The organism is Roseiarcus fermentans, from assembly GCF_003315135.1.
Lineage (GTDB): Bacteria > Pseudomonadota > Alphaproteobacteria > Rhizobiales > Beijerinckiaceae > Roseiarcus > Roseiarcus fermentans.
On sequence record NZ_QNRK01000004.1, the window covers coordinates 162,073 to 178,249 of the forward strand.

A 16,177-nucleotide genomic window follows, 5' to 3' on the forward strand; every position below is an offset into this window, starting at 1 on the left:
GTTCGCGTTCGCCTCCGGACCAGAGCGCGCCCGGCCGTCGAGGACGAAGCGGCTTTTTCGCGTTCAGGTCACGAGCGTGTACGGGCTGGTGATCTTGGCGAGGACGGCCGCGTCGGCCGAGGCCTGCGCCGCCGTCAGGGTGATCGTCGGCTTCGTCGCGTCGGTCAGCGTGATCGCATCGATGTGACCGACGTCGCCGCGCAGCAGGTCGAGGCCGGCGGCGATGTTGGCCGCGGTGTCGGCGAGGTTGAAGCCGCCGGCGATCTTGTTCATCGCGGCCTCGTCGCGGGTGAAATTGGCCATCGTGCCGGTGATCACGCCGCTCGCGCCGGTGATCGACAGGATGTGGCCGACGTCGTTCTGAAGCCCGTCGAGATTGCCCGAGAGCACGCTCGCCTTGCCGGAGATGGCGAAGCCGCCGGCGATCTCGTCGAGCGCCGGCTGGTCGGCGACCAATACGCCGTTGCCGACCGTGACCGTGCCGCCGCTTGCCGCAATCGACGCGATATGGCTCGCGTCCAGCGCCAGCGCCGAGGGGCCGCCCGGAACGCTCGCGGTCAGGTAGGCCGCGATATTGGCGGCCGTGTCCGAGACGACGAAGCCGCCGACCACCTTGTCGAGCAGCGGCTGGTCGGCCGCAAACTGCGCGATCGTCGCCGTGATCGCGCCGCCGTTGGCCGCGACCGAGTCGATATGCGCCTGATCGGCTTCGAGCCCGGCGAGGTTTCCATTCAGCACGCTCGCCTTGCCGGAGATGGCGAAACCGCCGGCGACCTTGTCGAGCGCCGGCTGGTCGGCGGCGAACACGCCGTTGCCGACCGTCACCGCGCCGCCGCTGGCCGTGATCGACGCGACATGGCCGTCGAGCGCCAGCGCCGACGGGCCGCCGGGGACGCTCGCAGTCAGATAAGCGGAAATATTGGCGGCCGTGTCCGAGACGACGAAGCCGCCGACCACCTTGTCGAGCAGCGGCTGGTCAGCCGCAAACTGCGCGATCGTCGCGGTGATCGCGCCGCCGTTGGCCGTGACCGAGTCGATATGCGCCTGATCGGCTTCGAGCCCGTCGAGATTGCCGTTCAGCACGCTCGCCTTGCCGGAGAGCGCGAAGCCGCCCACGATCTCGTCGAGCGCCGGCTGGTCGGCGGCGAACACGCCGTTGCCGACCGTCACCGTCCCGCCGGTCGCGGAGATGGACGCGACATGGCCCGCGTCGAGCGCCAGCGCCGAGGGGCCGCCGGGGACGCTCGCCGTCAGATAGGCGGCGATATTGGCCGCGGTGTCGGAGACGACGAAGCCGCCCACGACCTTGTCGAGCAGCGGCTGGTCGGACTGGAACTGCGCGATCGTCGCCGTGATCGCGCCGCCGTTGGCCGTGACCGAGTCGATATGGGCCTGATCGGCCGCGAGCCCGGCGAGATTGCCGTTGAGCACGCTCGCCTTGCCGGAGAGCGCGAAGCCGCCCACGATCTTGTCGAGCGCCGGCTGGTCGGCGGCGAACACGCCGTTGCCGACCGTCACCGTCCCGCCGGTCGCGGAGATGGACGCGACATCGCCCGCGTCCAGCGCCAGCGCCGAGGGGCCGCCGGGGACGCTCGCGGTCAGATAGGCGGCGATATTGGCCGCGGTGTCCGCGACGACGAAGCCGCCGACCACCTTGTCGAGCAGCGGCTCATCGGCGGTAAACTGGGCGATCGACGCCGTGACCGGGCCGCCGGTCGCCGTCACCGTCGTCACGTGCGCCGCGTCCGCGGAGAGCGCGGCCAGATTCGCCTCGATATGGGCCGCCGTGTCGGCGACGGCGAATCCGGTCGGAAGCGCGTTCAGCGCGGACATGGTCGCCAGGACCTGCGCCACGGATTCTGTCGGCGCGAAGGTGTTGATGACGATGCCCGATGTCGACGGCTCGACGGCGGAGATGTCCAGGTTTGCGCTGTCGCTGGCGGCGTCGGTGATCGCGCCGCCGTTGACGTCGATGGCCGACCCCGTTGTGATGCCGGCCAGGGCCTGCTGGCCGGCGGCGACGGTGTACTGGAACGTCAGCGCGCTCGTTCCGCCGCCCGAGATGTAATTGGCGTAAGCCACGCCTCCGGTCGCGAGATCGATCGCGATCCGGGGCGTTCCTGTGACGTCGACCGGTTCGTTGAACCCGACCGTGAACGTGAGCACGCTGCCGACGCCGTAGTCGCCGGTGGCCGGGACGCCGACCGAGGAAACCGTGGCCGGCCCCGCAAAACCCGTGGCGTTGAAGGGAATCACGACCAGAGGCGCCCCGCCTTGACCGCCGGGCACGGCGAGCACGCCCGGCGTTGCGCCATTGACATCGGCGAGCCCCGTGCTGCTCAAATTGTCGTAGATCACCCCATTGTAGGCTACAAAATCGCTGGCGCTGTAATTCGCGACGGCGATGGTCGGCGCGCCTCCGGTCGTCTGGTAGAGTTCCGGAACCAGTTGATAGTTGACCAGCGCGTAAGACACGAAATCCATCGTGCCGCCATTGATCACCGGCGTAAAACTCTGAGCGCCAATGGAGCCAATGAGATTGGTGAGAGCGTTGTCGGCGCCGAGCTTATAGACGCCGTTATTGCCGTTGCAGAAATAAAGACTGTTGTTGAAAACGATTAAATCGGTGTCGCCGAAGCCGTTATAGGGATACGCCGAGGAGCCGGAAACGTTCGTTGCATTGTTGCTCAGTGACGACAAGGCGTTCAGTTCGTAAAGAGTCTCCTGGGACGAGCTGAAATAGAGATGTCCATTGAATGCGACCAGCGGCCCGTCCACCGCGCCGGCGGCGGGCTGGACAATCGACGGATCGTACGCCGTGTTGACGAAGGTCGGGTGAGCGTTGTATATTTCTGTAACGCTGGTTCCATTGTAGCTGTAAATGGCCTCGGCGTTGGTCGTCTTGTCCAGCGCCTCGTAGTAGAGAACCCCGTTCAGGTTGACGAAATCCTGCGGATTGTAGCCTCCGTTCGGGCTGACGGGCTGGCTGATCGTTTTCGTCGCCGTGTTGTATACCGCCAGCGTCGTGGTGTCGTAATTGCCGTCGGCATTGCTCGCGAGGGTCGCCTGCCCGAATACGAGGTCCTGGGTTCCGAAAAGAGCGAGCGCGGACTGGGGACCGGCGGCGTTGGGATCGGTTGCGCCATTGACGTAGTCGGCGCTCGACGTGATCTGGGTCAGTCTCGACCCGTCGTAGCTCCAGATCGCCGAGGTCTGGCCGGTCGAGTCCGCCAAGGTCAGGTAGAGCGTCGAACCGACCACCTGAGTTGAAATCTGACCGAAGATCGGATCGGTCTGGAACAGCGACCCCTGGGTCGAGGAATCGGCCAGCTGCCGCACATTCACGCCGTCCGTGATGTACAGGCTCGTGCCGCCGGCGCCGTCGCCGCCCGTGAAGAGCAAGTAGGACTGCGTCATCTCGGGTATCCCCTATCGTCGCTTCCGCCCATCCCCCGGGGAGGCTACATCCATCCGGCGCGCGTGTAAACAGGCGGGGCGCCGCGTTGCGGCCGGCGGGAGCAGCGCGTTCGCGCGCGGCCGTCTCCCGTCCCATGGGACGCGCTGCGCCCCGCGGGTCACGGAGGCCCGGTCGGGATGGCCGTCGCGCCCGACAGCGGACCTGCGGGGCGGAGGGCGCCGACCGCCGTCCCATTCCAGTTGACGAGGCCGGGCGCGATGAAGCGGTCGAGCGGCGCGCCGAAGCCGCCGAAGCGGATCAGGAGCGCCGCGATCATGACCTCGGCGGCGCGCTTTCCGCCGTCGTCCGCCTTGACTGCGAGGCCGAGGCCGAGGTCCGGCAGCGCGGCGCAGAAGACGCCCTCGGCGCCGGTCTTGGTGAACACGGCCGGCCCGAGCGCCGCCATGACCTCGGTGTCGAACCGCCCTCGCCCCGCGACCAGCGACGGGCAGGCGGCGACGGCGGCGCGGATGCGGCGCGCGGCGAGGGCGCGCCCGGGCGGCAGCCCCTGCCCGGTCGCGAACCGGGCGAAGCCGAACGCCAGCGCGCGAAGCGGGATCGCATGGGCCGGGATCGCGCAGCCGTCGACGGCGCGGGTGTCGGCGCCGAGCCGCGCGCCCGTCACCGCCCCGAGCGCCTCGGTGACGGCGCGCTGCACGGGATGGCCGGGCGCGACGTAACCCGCCGGATCGACCCCTTCCGCGCAGGCGAGGCAGACGAAGCCGGCGTGCTTGCCCGAGCAGTTGTTGTGCAGCGCCGACGGCGTCGCGCCGGCGCGGGCGAGCGCCCGGGCGGCGCGTTCGCCGAGCGGCCAGTGGACGCCGCATTCGAGATCATCCGCGCCGCGCCCGACCTTCGCCAGCATTGCGCGCGCGGCGGCCACATGCGCGTCCTCGCCGGCGTGCGAGGCGCAGGCGATCGCGATGTCGGCGTCTCCGAGCCCCAGCCGGTCGACCGCCCCGCTCTCGACGAGCGGCAGCGCCTGGATCGCCTTCACCGCCGAGCGCGGATAGACTGGGAGGTCGATGTCGCCGAACGCGAACGCCACCCCGCCGTCGGCGTCGACGACCGCGCCCGCGCCGCGATGCGCCGATTCGACGCGCTCGCCCCGCGTGACCTCGACCGCGACGGGATTGGACATGAAAACCGCTCCTTGCGTCTGCGCGCGGCGGCCCGCGCATGCCAGCCGCGCCGATTCGACCCATTGCCTACCGCCCTCCCCGTCCGATAGACAACGGCGAATCGAGAGATGTCATGCGCGTTCGAGAGGTGATGACCCACGGCGCGATCGGCCTGCCGGAGACGGCGACCATCGCTGAAGCCGCGGAGACGATGCTGAAGGCGCGCATCAGCGCGGTCCTCGTCCATGACGCGAACAACGCGCTGGTCGGCGTGGTCAGCTCGGGCGATCTCATGCGCCGGGCCGAGATCGGCGCCGAACGCAAGCGCCCGCGCTGGATCGAGGCGCTGCTCAGCGGCGGCCGGCTGGCCGAATCCTACGCCCACAGCCACGGCCGCAAGATCGGCGAGATCATGACGCGCCGGCTCGTCTGCGTGAGCGAGGACGCCGAACTCGGCGCCGCGGTCGACCTGATGCTGCGGCACGGGGTCAAGCGGCTGCCGGTGCTGCGCGGCGAGGCGGTGATCGGGATCCTCTCGCGCACCGACCTGATGAAAGCCCTGGTCAAGGCGCTGCCCGCCTCGCAGGAGCGCCGTTCGGACACGGAGATCAAGGCGGCGATCGAGGCCGAACTCGACCGGCTCGGCTGGGCGCCGCGGCGCAGCGTCCGGGTCGAGGCGCGCGACGGCGTCGTCACCTTCGGCGGCGCGATCACCGACGAGCGGCTGCGCGAGGGCCTGAGGGTGATCGCCGAAAATACGCCGGGCGTGACCAAAGTGCACGACCAGATGTGCTGGATCGAGCCGAACTCGGGCGTCTACCTGCCCGCCGAGGAGGAAGAAGGCGCCCGGCCGAAGTCCTGACCGGGCGCCGCGCCCGTCAGCGACGGTAAACCGCGCCGCCGCGATAGCCGTGATAGCCGCCGCGGTAGCCGCGATAGGCGCCGCCGCGCGCGTAGACGCCCCCGCGATAGCCGTAGCCGCCGTGATAATATCCGCCGCCGTAGTACCGACGGTAGCCGCCGTAATAGCCGCCGCCATAATAGCCGCCGGTGTAGACGGGGCCGCCGACGGCGACGCCGCCGTAATAGACTGGCGCCACCGGCGCGACGACAGCCCCGCCGTAATAGGGCCCGGCCGGAGCGTAGCAGCCCGCCAGCGAAAGCCCGAGCCCCGTAGCGAATACCAGCGATGTCAGCCGTTTCCCGAACATGTCCGCTCCATGGGGCGCCGGTCGAGGCGCACACCCGCGCCCCGGCTCCGGCGCGACCTTACGCCGCCCGCGCCCGGCCGGCAATTCGGCCGCTCGGCGGGGGCTCGGGTTCGCCGTCGCCCGAGGTCAGGCGCGCCCCTCCCCCGCTTCCCACAAGGCCCGCAAGCCCTCGCGGTAGGTCGGGTAGGCGGGCGCGAAGCGGAGCAACTTTTTCACCTTCAGGTTCACCACGCGCTTGGTCTCGGCGTAAAAGCTCGCCGTCATCGGCGAAAGCTCCGCCGTCTCGTACGGCTCGTCGGGCGGACAGGGGACGCCGAGAAGCTGCGCCGCGAAGGCGATCACGTCCTGCGGCGGGGCGGGCTCGTCGTCGACCACGTTCCAGATCTGCCCCGTGAGCCGCCTCGTCAGGATGAGCCGCGTCGCTTCGGCGATGTCGTCGACGTGGGCGCGGTTGGTCACATGGCCGGGCTTGACGATCCGCCGCGCGTCGCCCGCCCGCAGCCGATCGAGCGCGTTGCGCCCGGGACCATAGATGCCGGGCAGGCGCACGACATCCACCGCCGAGCCGCGCGCCGCGCCCGCGGCCTTCCAGCGCGCCTCGTCCCTGAGCCGGGCGATGGCGCGCGGCTCGTTGGTCATCGGCACGGATTTCTCGTTGACGCGGTCGTCGCAATAATTGCCGTAAACGCCGACGGTCGAATAGTAGAGGATGCGCTGGAGCCGCCGCGACGCGTTGATCGTTCGCGCGAACGCGTCGAGCGGATCGTTCGGGCCGGGCGGGATCGAGACGACGAGCGCGTCGGCGCGCCCGATCGCCGCCTCCAGCCCGGGGTCGGCGCGCGTTCCGTCGAAGACAAAGGTCTCGACGCCGGCGCCGCGCAGCGCGGCGGCGCGCGCGTCCGACCGGACCGTGCCGCTCGGCGTAATCGACGGCGTCCGACGGATCAGCGTCTCGGCGCAATAGCCGACACCGAAGAAAAAGACGTTCAATCCCATGTCCGGCAGCCCCTCGTCCCGCTGGGCCCGCTCGCCCCCTCGCCGCTCGATCGCCAGAGCGCACGAACCTCGCGCGCCGCGCCCGTTTGGCCGATCTCTTCCCTGTAAACTTTTTCCATGCGACTTTCCGACGCCTCTTCAAGTATAAGCAGGCGCCCGCCCGATTGCGATTCGGCCGCGCCGGCGCCGATGCGCCAAGAAAACCACTGAAAAATCATACCTAGGGAGCGTCCGCAAGAGCGAGAGACGAGACGATGGAACACGATAACGAGGCGCTCGCAGGCCGTGCGATCGCGCCGGCGACGGCGCCGGGCGCGGCGGGCGCGCAGGCGTCGACAAGCGGCCCCTGGGTCCTGGTGCACTGCGGGCCTTACGGCGTCCGGCCGCGGCGGGTGGCGGGACGGTTCGCTTCAGGCGGCCAGGACCGCGAACGCTGACGGCTCGCGCCGGGGCGTCCCGGCGCGGACTCCCGGCGCCGTATCCGCCGCTCCCGTCGGCCGCGTTCAGTCTTGTCCCCTGAGAAGGCTCGCCACTTCCCGATCGGTCGCGCCGCCAGGACGGCGGCGCAACGCGAGTGCGGACATGCCAACGGTCTGATCAGTCCGCCACGCGTGCAGAGAAGACGCCCGACCGGCTACGCCAGCGCCCTCCCCGTCTCAGGCGAAGCGGAACTCGCTCACATGGCGATAGTCCGCGCCCGGCCTGAGGACGGTGTCGGTGAAGTGCCGGCGGTTCGGCGAATCCGGGAACGCCTGGGGCTCGAGACAGAGGCCGGCGTGGGCGCCGTAGCGCGCCCCGCCGAGGCCGGGAACCGGAACATCGAGCTTGGCCGCGTCGTAGAACTGGACGCCCGGCTGGTTGCTGTGGAGCGACAGCGTCAGTCCGTTGCGCGGCGAGCGGACGCGGGCGATCGGGGCGAGCCCGTCCGGTCCGAGCGGGCGCACGGCGACGAAATTGGTGTCGTAGGTCGTCCCGTCCGGATTGCGCACGGTCCGCGGGGTCCGGAAGTCATAGGCGCCGCCGGCGACGGAGCGGATCTCGCCGGTCGGAATGAGCTCGGCGTCCGAAGGGGTGTAGAAGTCCGCAAACAGCGTCACCTCGTGATCGAGGATGTCGGGCGAGCCGTCGAGGTTGAAATAGCCGTGCTGGGTGAGGTTGACCACGGTCGGCCTGTCGGCGGTCGCGGTCAGTTCCACGCGCAGCGTCGCGGGCTCCAGCATCCGGTAGACGCAGATCGCGCGAAGCGCGCCGGGAAAGCCGGCGTCGCCGTCGGGCGAATCGAGGCTCAGCGTGACGGAAGCCGCGTCGGCGTCGACGAGCGTCCAGACGCGCTTGCCGAATCCGTGCGGCCCGCCGTGCAGGGTGTGCTTGTCGCCCGGCTTCCGCTCCAGCGCGTAGTCGACGCCGTCGAGCGCGAAACGTCCGTTGGCGATGCGGTTGGCGTAGCGGCCGGGGACGGCGCCGAACGAGGGCGAATGGGCGACATAGTCCTCGATCGTGTCGAGGCCGAGCGTCACGCGCTGCGATGCGCCCGCGACAGGCACGACGAGATCGCGCAGCACCGCGCCCCAGGTGAGGATCTTTGCGCTCGCGCCGGCCTCCGAGCCGATCGCGACCTCGTACACCGGGGTCCCGTCGATCCGCCCGAATTCACTTTTCGTCACGTCGCTCTCCCTCGAATCGCCGCCGCGCCGCCGGTCAGACGGGCGCCAGTTCGGCGCGAACCGCGGCGAAAACGGCGCGGAACATCGTCTCGGTCAGCGTGCCCGTATTGGTGTTGTAGCGCGAGCAATGGTAGCTGTCGAAGAGAACGAGGCCGGGCAGCAGCGCGTGCCGCGCGCCGTGGGCGAAGGGAAAGCGCGCGAGCCGGGCGCCGGCGGCGCGCAGCACGGTGTCGTGGGCGACGCGCCCGAGCGCGACCGCAACTTTCAGTCGCCCGAGCGAATCGATCGCCTGCGACAGGTAGCGGCGACAGGCCGCGATCTCCTGCGGGGTCGGCTTGTTCTGCGGCGGAACGCAGCGCACCGCGTTGACGATGGCGCAGTCGACCAGCGTCAGCCCGTCGTCCGGCCGGCGTTCGTAGCCGCCCGTCGCAAATCCGTAATGCAGCAGCGTGTCGTACAGCAGGTCGCCGGCGTAATCGCCGGTGAACGGGCGGCCGGTGCGGTTCGCGCCGCGCAGGCCCGGAGCGAGGCCGACGATCATGAGCCGCGCGTTCGCCGGGCCGAACGACGGCACCGGCGCATTCCACCAGTCCGGAAAGGCGGCGCGATTGGCGGCGCGGAACGCGGCCAGCCGCGGACAGGCGGCGCAGTCGCGGTCCGGACCGCCGTCGAACGGCATGGACCGGCTCGTTGCGCTGTTATTCCCGCACCGGCTCTTCGACCGGCTGCTGGATCGGGGCGAACTGGGCGCGGCGATGGTTGTCCGAACGGACCGGCCGCTCGCCCGGGTCGCGCCCGATGCGGGGCATGAGCGTGGCGAGGTCGATGAATTCGTCGGCCTGGCGGCGCAATTCGTCCGCGACCATCGGAGGCTGGGTCGAAATCGTCGAGACCACCGCGACCCGGACGCCCTTGCGCTGCATCGACTCGACCAGCGAGCGAAAATCCCCGTCGCCGGAGAACAGTACCATCAGGTCGATGTGCTGGGCCATCTCCATCGCGTTGACCGCGAGTTCGATGTCCATGTTGCCCTTGACCTTGCGGCGGCCGGTCGAGTCGACGAACTCCTTCGTCGGCTTGGTGACGACGGCGTAGCCGTTGTAGTCGAGCCAGTCGACCAGCGGACGGATCGATGAATATTCTTGATCGTCCACAAGCGCAGTGTAGTAGAATGCGCGAATCAGCCGGCCCTTGCCCTGGAATTCACGCAATAGCCGCTTGTAGTCGATGTCGAAGCCGAGAGCCTTGGCGCTGGCATACAAGTTCGCCCCGTCGATGAAGAGGGCGATACGTTCCACAGTGGACATTTTACGCTTCTTTTCTATATATCGTGGAGTCAAATCGCGTCTGTACACGCGTTCCCGTGTCGACAAGACAACAGCCGAAATCGGCGATCAAGCCTGAATTTTGCGGGAATGCGAACGCCGCGCGACGAACGTGGCGATTCGTTCGTCGGTCGCCTTGAACGCTTTCCTCGACATCGGTCGAGAACGCAAAAAAACCAGTCTTGTCGGGGTGAGGCTTCTCGACAAGTCAATATTATGCCGCGAACTGTGGCAAAAAAAAAGAGGGACAATTGACGCCCCGCGCGCGGCGCCGTCTTTAGGATGGCCGTGAGGCCGCCCCGCTCGGGGGCGTGCGACGAGAATCATGCGGAAGCGGTCATGAAACTGGTTCGGTTCGGAAGACCCGGAAAGGAAAAGCCGGGATTGATCGATCAGGCGGGCAAGCTGCGCGATCTGAGCGAGGTCGTGGCCGACATCGACGCCGACACGCTGTCGCCGCGCGCGCTGGCGCGGCTGGCCAAGCTCAAGCCTGAATCGCTGCCGACAGCGCGCGGCGCGCCGCGAATCGGCCCTTGCGTCGTGGGCGTTCGCAACTTCGTCGCCGTCGGCCTCAATTACGCCGACCACGCCGCCGAGACCGGCGCCGCGGCGCCGAAGGAGCCGGTGCTGTTCAACAAGGCGCCCTCCTGCATCGTCGGCCCCAACGACGACGTGATCGCGCCCCGCGGCTCGACCAAGCTCGACTGGGAGGTCGAACTCGCGATCGTGATCGGCACGCGCGCGAGCTATGTCGGCGAAGCCGACGCGATGAAGCACGTGGCCGGCTTCTGCATCTGCAACGACGTCAGCGAGCGCGCGTTCCAGATCGAGCGCGGCGGCCAGTGGATGAAGGGCAAGGGCTGCCCGACCTTCGGCCCGCTCGGGCCCTGGCTGGTCACGCCGGACGAGATCGACGACGTCCAGAACCTGCGCATGTGGCTCGACGTCAACGGCGAGCGCATGCAGGACGGCTCCACGGCGTCCATGATCTTCGGCGTCACGACGCTGGTCTCCTACATCTCGCAGTTCATGATCCTCGAGCCCGGCGACGTCGTCACGACCGGCACGCCGGCAGGCGTGGGCCTGGGCAAGAAGCCGCCGGTGTTCCTGAAGCCAGGCGACACGATCTCGCTCGGGATCGACGGTCTCGGTCGGCAGGCGCAGCGGGTCGTGGCCGAGGGGGGCGAGTAGGGAATCGCGCGTGGCGAATGGATCGCGCCATTCGCCATTCCCCTGCATCCAACGGGAGAGCGGCCATGAAGTCCCATCGCAAGGAACTCTGGTTCGAGACGCCGGGGCGAAGGGCGTTCCTCAACATCACCCCGCAAGTCGAGGCGGCGCTTCAGGAAAGCGGGATTCGGGAGGGTCTCGTCCTCGTCAACGCGATGCACATCACCGCCTCCGTCTTCATCAACGACGACGAGCGCGGGCTGCACGCCGACTACGACGCCTGGCTGGAGAGGCTCGCGCCGCACGAGCCCGTCTCGGCCTACCGCCACAACCGCACCGGCGAGGACAACGCCGATGCGCACATGAAGCGTCAGGTCATGGGGCGCGAGGTCGTGGTCGCGGTCACCGAAGGCAAGCTCGACTTCGGCCCCTGGGAGCAGATTTTTTACGGCGAGTTCGACGGCGGAAGGCGGAAGCGGGCGTTGATCAAGATCATCGGCGAGTGAGGCCCGCCCGGCCGCGCTCTCCCGCGACACCCGTCACACGGCCCTGCTACCGCCGGCGGCCAATAGCAACGCGAAAGCGAGCCTCATGCGCATCGAACCCGTCTTCCTCTTCGATCTCGACGGGACGCTGGTCGACAGCGTCTATCAGCACGTCCTCGCCTGGAAGGAGGCGCTGGACGCCGAGGGAATCGACATTTCCGTGTGGCGCATCCATCGCAAGATCGGGATGAGCGGCGGCCTGTTCACCAACCAGCTCGTGCGCGAGACCGGCGTCCCAATCGACGAGGAGCGGGGCGAACGGCTGCGCAGGGGCCATGCGCGCGCCTACCAGCGGATGGGCGACCGTATCCGCCCCCTGCCCGGCGCGCGCGACCTGCTCGCCTGGCTCACCAGCGTCGGCATTTCCTGGGCGATCGCCACCAGCGGGCGGTTCGAGACGGCGACGGTCAACCTCAAGGCGCTCGGCGTCGATCCGGACAAGGTCCCGGTCGTCACCCGCGATCAGGTCAAATACGCCAAGCCCGACCCGGACCTGTTCATCGCCGCGGCCGAGCGGCTCGGCGCGCCGATCGAGACGGCGGTGGTGGTGGGCGACAGCATCTGGGACATGCTCGCGGCCGCGCGCTGCCGGGCGCTCGGCGTCGGGCTCCTGTGCGGCGGCTACGGCGCCGAGGAGTTGCAGAAGGCGACCGCCTTCCGCGTCTACGAAGACCCGGCCGACCTGCTCGCCCACATCGACGAACTCGGCGGCCGGCGGTAGCTCCGGCTGTCGACGCTCGCGCCGACGCCGCCAGCGGCGTGCGACGCGCGCGGGTCGACGTTCGCTTGCCCCGCACGCGAAGGGCGAAGCCAGCCCACCGGACGGCCTCGCGGGCCCCGTCATCCCCGCTTGCGCGCCGCCGCCGCGATCTCGGCGAACACGCTGAGCACGTGCAGCCGGCGGTCGAGGTTCATCGCCTCGGTCTCGCGCGCGGCCTGGCGGACGCGGTCCCACAGCGACCCGATCTCGAAGGCGCGCAAGGGCGAGGCGACGGTCGCCGCCGCCCAGGCCGCGAGCCAATCGTAGAGCGTGCGATGAAAGGCCGCGAGGGCTTCGCTCGAAGCGCGCGACCCCAGCGCCTCGGCGAGCTTCGCCACCGCGCGCGGATCGGGGTGCGGCAGGTCCGCGACGGTCGCGTCGATCAGCGCGCCGACGCCCTCGTGCTCCGGCGACAGCCGCGCCAGCGCCTCGCGCACCGAGCCGTTCGCGCGTTCGGCGGCCTTCGCGACCGCGTCCCCGTCGGCGTCGCTGTAAGGCGGTCCGAGCGTGGCGACCACCTCGGCGATCTCGGAATCGGCGAGCGGCTCGAGCTTCAGCTTGCGGCAGCGCGAGCGGATCGTCGGCAGCACCTGCCCCGGCCGGTGCGACACGATCAGGATCAGGGCGCGCTCCGGCGGCTCCTCGATCATCTTGAGCAGCGCGTTGGCGCTGCTGCGGTTGAGGTCCTCGGCGCAGTCGACGAGGCAGACCCGCCAGCCGCCGAACGCCGCCGACATCTGGAACACCTGCAGCGCCGCGCGGACGTCGTCGACCCGGATCTCGCTGAAGAACTTCTTCTTGTCGGCCTGCCACACCCGCCGCGCGAGGGAAAAGTCCGGGTGCGCCAGCGACGCCAGGTGGCGCGCGGCGGGGGCCTTCGGGTCGACCCAGAGGTCGCGCGCGTCCCGCACGGCCGGCGCGTTCGGGTCGGGGTTGGCCAGCAGGAAGCGGGCGAACCGCCACGCCAGCGTCGCCTTGCCGATTCCTTCGGGCCCGCCGATCAGCCAGGCGTGGGCGAGCCGTTCCTCGCGATAGGCCGAGAGCATCGCGGCCTCCGCGGCCCCGTGGCCGATCAGCGTCTGCGCGTGGCGGGGATGCGGGGCGCCGGCGATCCGGTCGCTCTCCGGGGCCTCGTCGGATTCCGGCTTTCTCATCGAGCCGCCCTCGCCGCGCCCTGCGGATCGAGCCGGGCCTCGACCGCGCGCCACACGGCGGCCTCGACCGCGTCCTCGGACGCGAGCGCGTCGATCACGACGCAGCGTCCGGGCTCGTCCGCCGCGATCTCGAGGTAGGCGCGGCGCAGCGTCTCGTGAAAGCCGGTCCCTTCGGCTTCGAACCGGTCGGCCTGCCCTGCCCCGCGCCGAAAGCCGGCGCGCGCCAGCCCAGCCTCCGCCGGCAGGTCGAGGATCAGCGTCAGGTCGGGGCGATTCGGGCCGACGGCGACCGCCTCCAGCCGGGCGATCCATTCGGCCGGCAAGTCGCCGGCGGCGCCCTGATAGGCGCGGGTCGAATCGGCGAAGCGGTCGCTGACCACCCATGCGCCGCGCCGTAGCGCCGGCAGGATCGTCTGGTCGAGATGGTCGATCCGGGCGGCGGCGAACAGGAGCGCCTCCCCCTCGGGGCCGAAGGCCTTCGCGAAGCCCGACAGGATGACGGCGCGCAGGGCCTCGGCGTGCGGCGAGCCGCCCGGTTCGCGGGTGCGCACGACCTCGAGGCCGGCGGCCGAAAGGCGGCGCTCGAGGCGGCGCGCCTGCACGGACTTGCCCGCCCCCTCGCCCCCTTCGAGGGTAATGAAGCGGCCCCGCCCGCTCATGGGCGCTGCGTCCGGCCGGAGCGCTCGATCCCGGCGTCCGGGAGGCGGCGCAGGCGCCCGCCCGGCGCGGAGGGGCCGGTCGCCGCGGCGGCGGCGCCCGCCGGCCGGTCGTCGCGTGAGATCCTCAACCGACTCTCGTCCCTTCCCGAGCCTTTGTCCCTTCCCGACCCCCGTCTGCGAGCGGCCGGTCGTCCGCCGATCCTGCGGCGGCGGGCTCGCCGCGGGGGAGCGCGACCGCGCCGACGCGGACGAAGCCGGCGCCGGCTGGTCGGCTCTCGTCATAGCGGAAGGCCGCGCCTTCGGCATCCTCCGTCGCCGCCCGGCTGAGAACGGCGCCGCCCGGGCGGACAGGAACGGGATCCTCGCGCCTCAGTCGTCGGCCGACGGGCGCGCCGGCTTGACGAGCCGGAAAGCGCCGAGCGACAGGCGCTTCACCCGGTCCGAAGACGGGTCGGCGAAATACAGGGCTTTCTCGGCGCTGGCCTGGAGATCGGGACGGCGCGGCGGCTGGACCCCGGACGCCTGCAAGGAGGATTTCGCCGGCGCGGCCAGCGCGACCACCGACGGACTCTTGACCGCGCCGAGGTCGAAGGGGCGCGGCGGCGGCAGCGGAACCGCGCCATGCCGCTCGCGCGCCGGGATCGCGGCGGGCGGCCTCGCCGGCTCGTCGGCGCCGGCCCTGTCCGGCGCGGCCGCCGCGACCTGGACCGGTTCGGGTTCGGGCGGAGGCGGCGGGGCGAAACGCGCAGGCGTGGGAGGCGGCGGAGGCGGCGGCGCGGCGCCGCCGCCGAACAGGCCGCCGAACAGCGAAAATCCGGCCGGCGGCGAATTGTCGGCCACCATCGTGGCTTCGGCGAAGCCGTCGATGTGCGCCGCCGAACCGTCGGTGCGCAGGGAGGCGAGCAGCGTATTGTCGTCCGTGCCTTCGAGCGGCGCCGGGCCGACATAGTCGACCTTGATCCTGGCGGTGCCCGCGCCCTTGAAGTCGAGGACGTCGGCGGTGCGCGACGACACGTCCATCACCCGTCCGCCATGATAGGGGCCGCGGTCGTTGACGCGAACGATGACCGAGTAGCCGTTGGCGAGATTGGTCACCCGGGCGTAGCTGGGCAGCGGCATGGTCGGATGGGCCGCCGTGATCGAGCCCATGTCGTAAACCTCGCCGTTGGCGGTGCGGCGGCCGTGAAAGGCCGCCCCGTACCAGGAGGCCATGCCGGTGACGGTGTAGGACGTCATCTCGGTGGGCACGTAGGTGTGGCCGGCGACGTGATAGGCGCGACCGACGAGATACTGGCCGCCGCCCTTCGGAACCCGCTCGCCGTCGGCGACGACCTTCGGGCTGGCGTGACCGTATCGCTTCTCGGAGAAGTGCTCGTGCCCGTGGGCGTAGCGCTGCTGCTGAAAGGATTGATTGGCGCATCCGGAGACCGCGACGGTCAGGATCAGGCCGGCCGCCCCGAGCCACCCGCGTCTGGCCGCGACGGCGCGCATGTCATGACGCGATACGCTCATTGACGCTCACTCGTATGCGGCGCCGCGCCGCCCGCCGTCATCATGCGGCGAACCAACCCTGGGCGCGACCTTACGACATCGATAACGCTGCCTGGCACTCTTGATCCCGTTTCGTTTCGATTTCGCTAACGAATCAAGCCGTTTCGCAGGCGGCGCGATCCCTGTCCCCCGAGCGAGGCGCGCTCCCGCTCCCTCGTTCGCGTCGCGCCGCGGCAGCCCTACGACTCACAGACACCCCGGCTCGGCCGTTCGCCTTCGCTGCCGGGAAACGCACACCTGCCGCTCAAACGCGGCGAGAACGTGGCGGAGAGGCGGCGGCGACGTCGGCAAATCGTCGATGCGAAGGACCCGTCGAAAAAACAAGGGCGGCCGGATGCATGCCTCCGGCCGCCCAAGTATGGGATGCGGGATCTCCGATCGGCGCGAGAATGGCGCCCTCGGGTGGTGCGGATCCGTCGCCTCCCGGGCCGCGCAATCACGAAGGGTAAGAGGGGGTTCAGAACCCTTCGCTTCCGAGTTTTGTCCTCGGGGCGGCTCGCTGACATCTATTCAAGGACAAAACTGGACCGCTTGCAACAGAAAAGTCGACCCTCCTCACATTCA

General features: G+C 70.0%; 15 protein-coding genes. 5 read left to right on the forward strand and 10 right to left on the reverse strand.

The window, feature by feature from the left end; genetic code table 11:
• Positions 1-63: 63 nt before the first annotated feature.
• Complete coding sequence (locus DFR50_RS05025; RefSeq protein ID WP_113888104.1) at positions 64-3,417, reverse strand: beta strand repeat-containing protein; 3,354 nt, start codon at positions 3,415-3,417, stop codon at positions 64-66.
• A gap of 158 nt (positions 3,418-3,575) precedes the next feature.
• On the reverse strand, positions 3,576-4,598 hold the full coding sequence (locus DFR50_RS05030) for an asparaginase (RefSeq protein ID WP_113888105.1): 1,023 nt from the start codon (positions 4,596-4,598) through the stop codon (positions 3,576-3,578).
• A gap of 113 nt (positions 4,599-4,711) precedes the next feature.
• Here DFR50_RS05030 and DFR50_RS05035 point away from each other — a divergent pair, with 113 nt between their 5' ends.
• On the forward strand, positions 4,712-5,440 hold the full coding sequence (locus DFR50_RS05035) for a CBS domain-containing protein (RefSeq protein WP_170153057.1): 729 nt from the start codon (positions 4,712-4,714) through the stop codon (positions 5,438-5,440).
• 16 nt (positions 5,441-5,456) lie between these two features.
• On the opposite strand, the gene DFR50_RS05040 is transcribed toward DFR50_RS05035, so the two are convergent.
• Both DFR50_RS05040 and DFR50_RS05045 read right to left on the reverse strand, forming a co-directional pair.
• Complete coding sequence (locus DFR50_RS05040; RefSeq protein WP_113888107.1) at positions 5,457-5,789, reverse strand: hypothetical protein; 333 nt, start codon at positions 5,787-5,789, stop codon at positions 5,457-5,459.
• Positions 5,790-5,915: 126 nt separating this feature from the next.
• A complete protein-coding gene (locus DFR50_RS05045) occupies positions 5,916-6,779 on the reverse strand; it encodes an NAD-dependent epimerase/dehydratase family protein (RefSeq protein ID WP_113888172.1) in 864 nt (287 codons plus the stop codon).
• Positions 6,780-7,039: 260 nt separating this feature from the next.
• On the opposite strand from DFR50_RS05045, the gene DFR50_RS05050 reads away from it, so the two are divergent.
• Positions 7,040-7,222, forward strand: coding sequence for a hypothetical protein (locus DFR50_RS05050; RefSeq protein WP_113888108.1), 183 nt, complete (start codon positions 7,040-7,042; stop codon positions 7,220-7,222).
• A gap of 219 nt (positions 7,223-7,441) precedes the next feature.
• On the opposite strand, the gene DFR50_RS05055 is transcribed toward DFR50_RS05050, so the two are convergent.
• Genes DFR50_RS05055 through DFR50_RS05065 form a run of 3 tightly spaced genes read right to left on the reverse strand, consistent with a single transcriptional unit; the run spans position 7,442 to position 9,756 of the window.
• The gene (locus DFR50_RS05055) at positions 7,442-8,449 is read right to left on the reverse strand and encodes an aldose epimerase family protein (RefSeq protein WP_113888109.1); all 1,008 of its coding nucleotides are present in this window, start codon (positions 8,447-8,449) and stop codon (positions 7,442-7,444) included.
• 34 nt (positions 8,450-8,483) lie between these two features.
• Complete coding sequence (locus DFR50_RS05060; protein ID WP_113888110.1) at positions 8,484-9,128, reverse strand: uracil-DNA glycosylase; 645 nt, start codon at positions 9,126-9,128, stop codon at positions 8,484-8,486.
• Between the two features lie 19 nt (positions 9,129-9,147).
• Positions 9,148-9,756 carry a LabA-like NYN domain-containing protein gene (locus DFR50_RS05065; protein ID WP_113888111.1) on the reverse strand — a complete coding sequence of 203 codons (609 nt, stop codon included), beginning with the start codon at positions 9,754-9,756 and terminating at the stop codon, positions 9,148-9,150.
• Between the two features lie 357 nt (positions 9,757-10,113).
• Between DFR50_RS05065 and DFR50_RS05070 the strand changes: the two genes are divergently transcribed.
• From DFR50_RS05070 to DFR50_RS05080, 3 genes are all read left to right on the forward strand, one after another.
• Positions 10,114-10,965: a fumarylacetoacetate hydrolase family protein gene (locus tag DFR50_RS05070; protein ID WP_113888112.1), complete on the forward strand. Its 852-nt coding sequence runs from the start codon at positions 10,114-10,116 to the stop codon at positions 10,963-10,965.
• A gap of 65 nt (positions 10,966-11,030) precedes the next feature.
• Entirely contained in the window at positions 11,031-11,450 is a 420-nt protein-coding gene (locus DFR50_RS05075; protein ID WP_113888113.1) for a secondary thiamine-phosphate synthase enzyme YjbQ, read from the forward strand.
• A gap of 85 nt (positions 11,451-11,535) precedes the next feature.
• Entirely contained in the window at positions 11,536-12,210 is a 675-nt protein-coding gene (locus DFR50_RS05080; RefSeq protein ID WP_113888114.1) for an HAD family hydrolase, read from the forward strand.
• A gap of 119 nt (positions 12,211-12,329) precedes the next feature.
• Here DFR50_RS05080 and DFR50_RS05085 read toward each other — a convergent pair whose 3' ends face one another.
• From DFR50_RS05085 to DFR50_RS05095, 3 genes are all read right to left on the reverse strand, one after another.
• On the reverse strand, positions 12,330-13,403 hold the full coding sequence (locus tag DFR50_RS05085) for a DNA polymerase III subunit delta' (RefSeq protein WP_113888115.1): 1,074 nt from the start codon (positions 13,401-13,403) through the stop codon (positions 12,330-12,332).
• Complete coding sequence (tmk, locus tag DFR50_RS05090; protein WP_113888116.1) at positions 13,400-14,062, reverse strand: dTMP kinase; 663 nt, start codon at positions 14,060-14,062, stop codon at positions 13,400-13,402. Before tmk ends, DFR50_RS05085 begins: the two co-directional genes overlap by 4 nt.
• Before the next feature lie 369 nt (positions 14,063-14,431).
• Positions 14,432-15,574, reverse strand: a complete 1,143-nt coding sequence (locus DFR50_RS05095) for a septal ring lytic transglycosylase RlpA family protein (protein WP_342634530.1) — start codon at positions 15,572-15,574, stop codon at positions 14,432-14,434.
• Positions 15,575-16,177 lie beyond the last annotated feature (603 nt).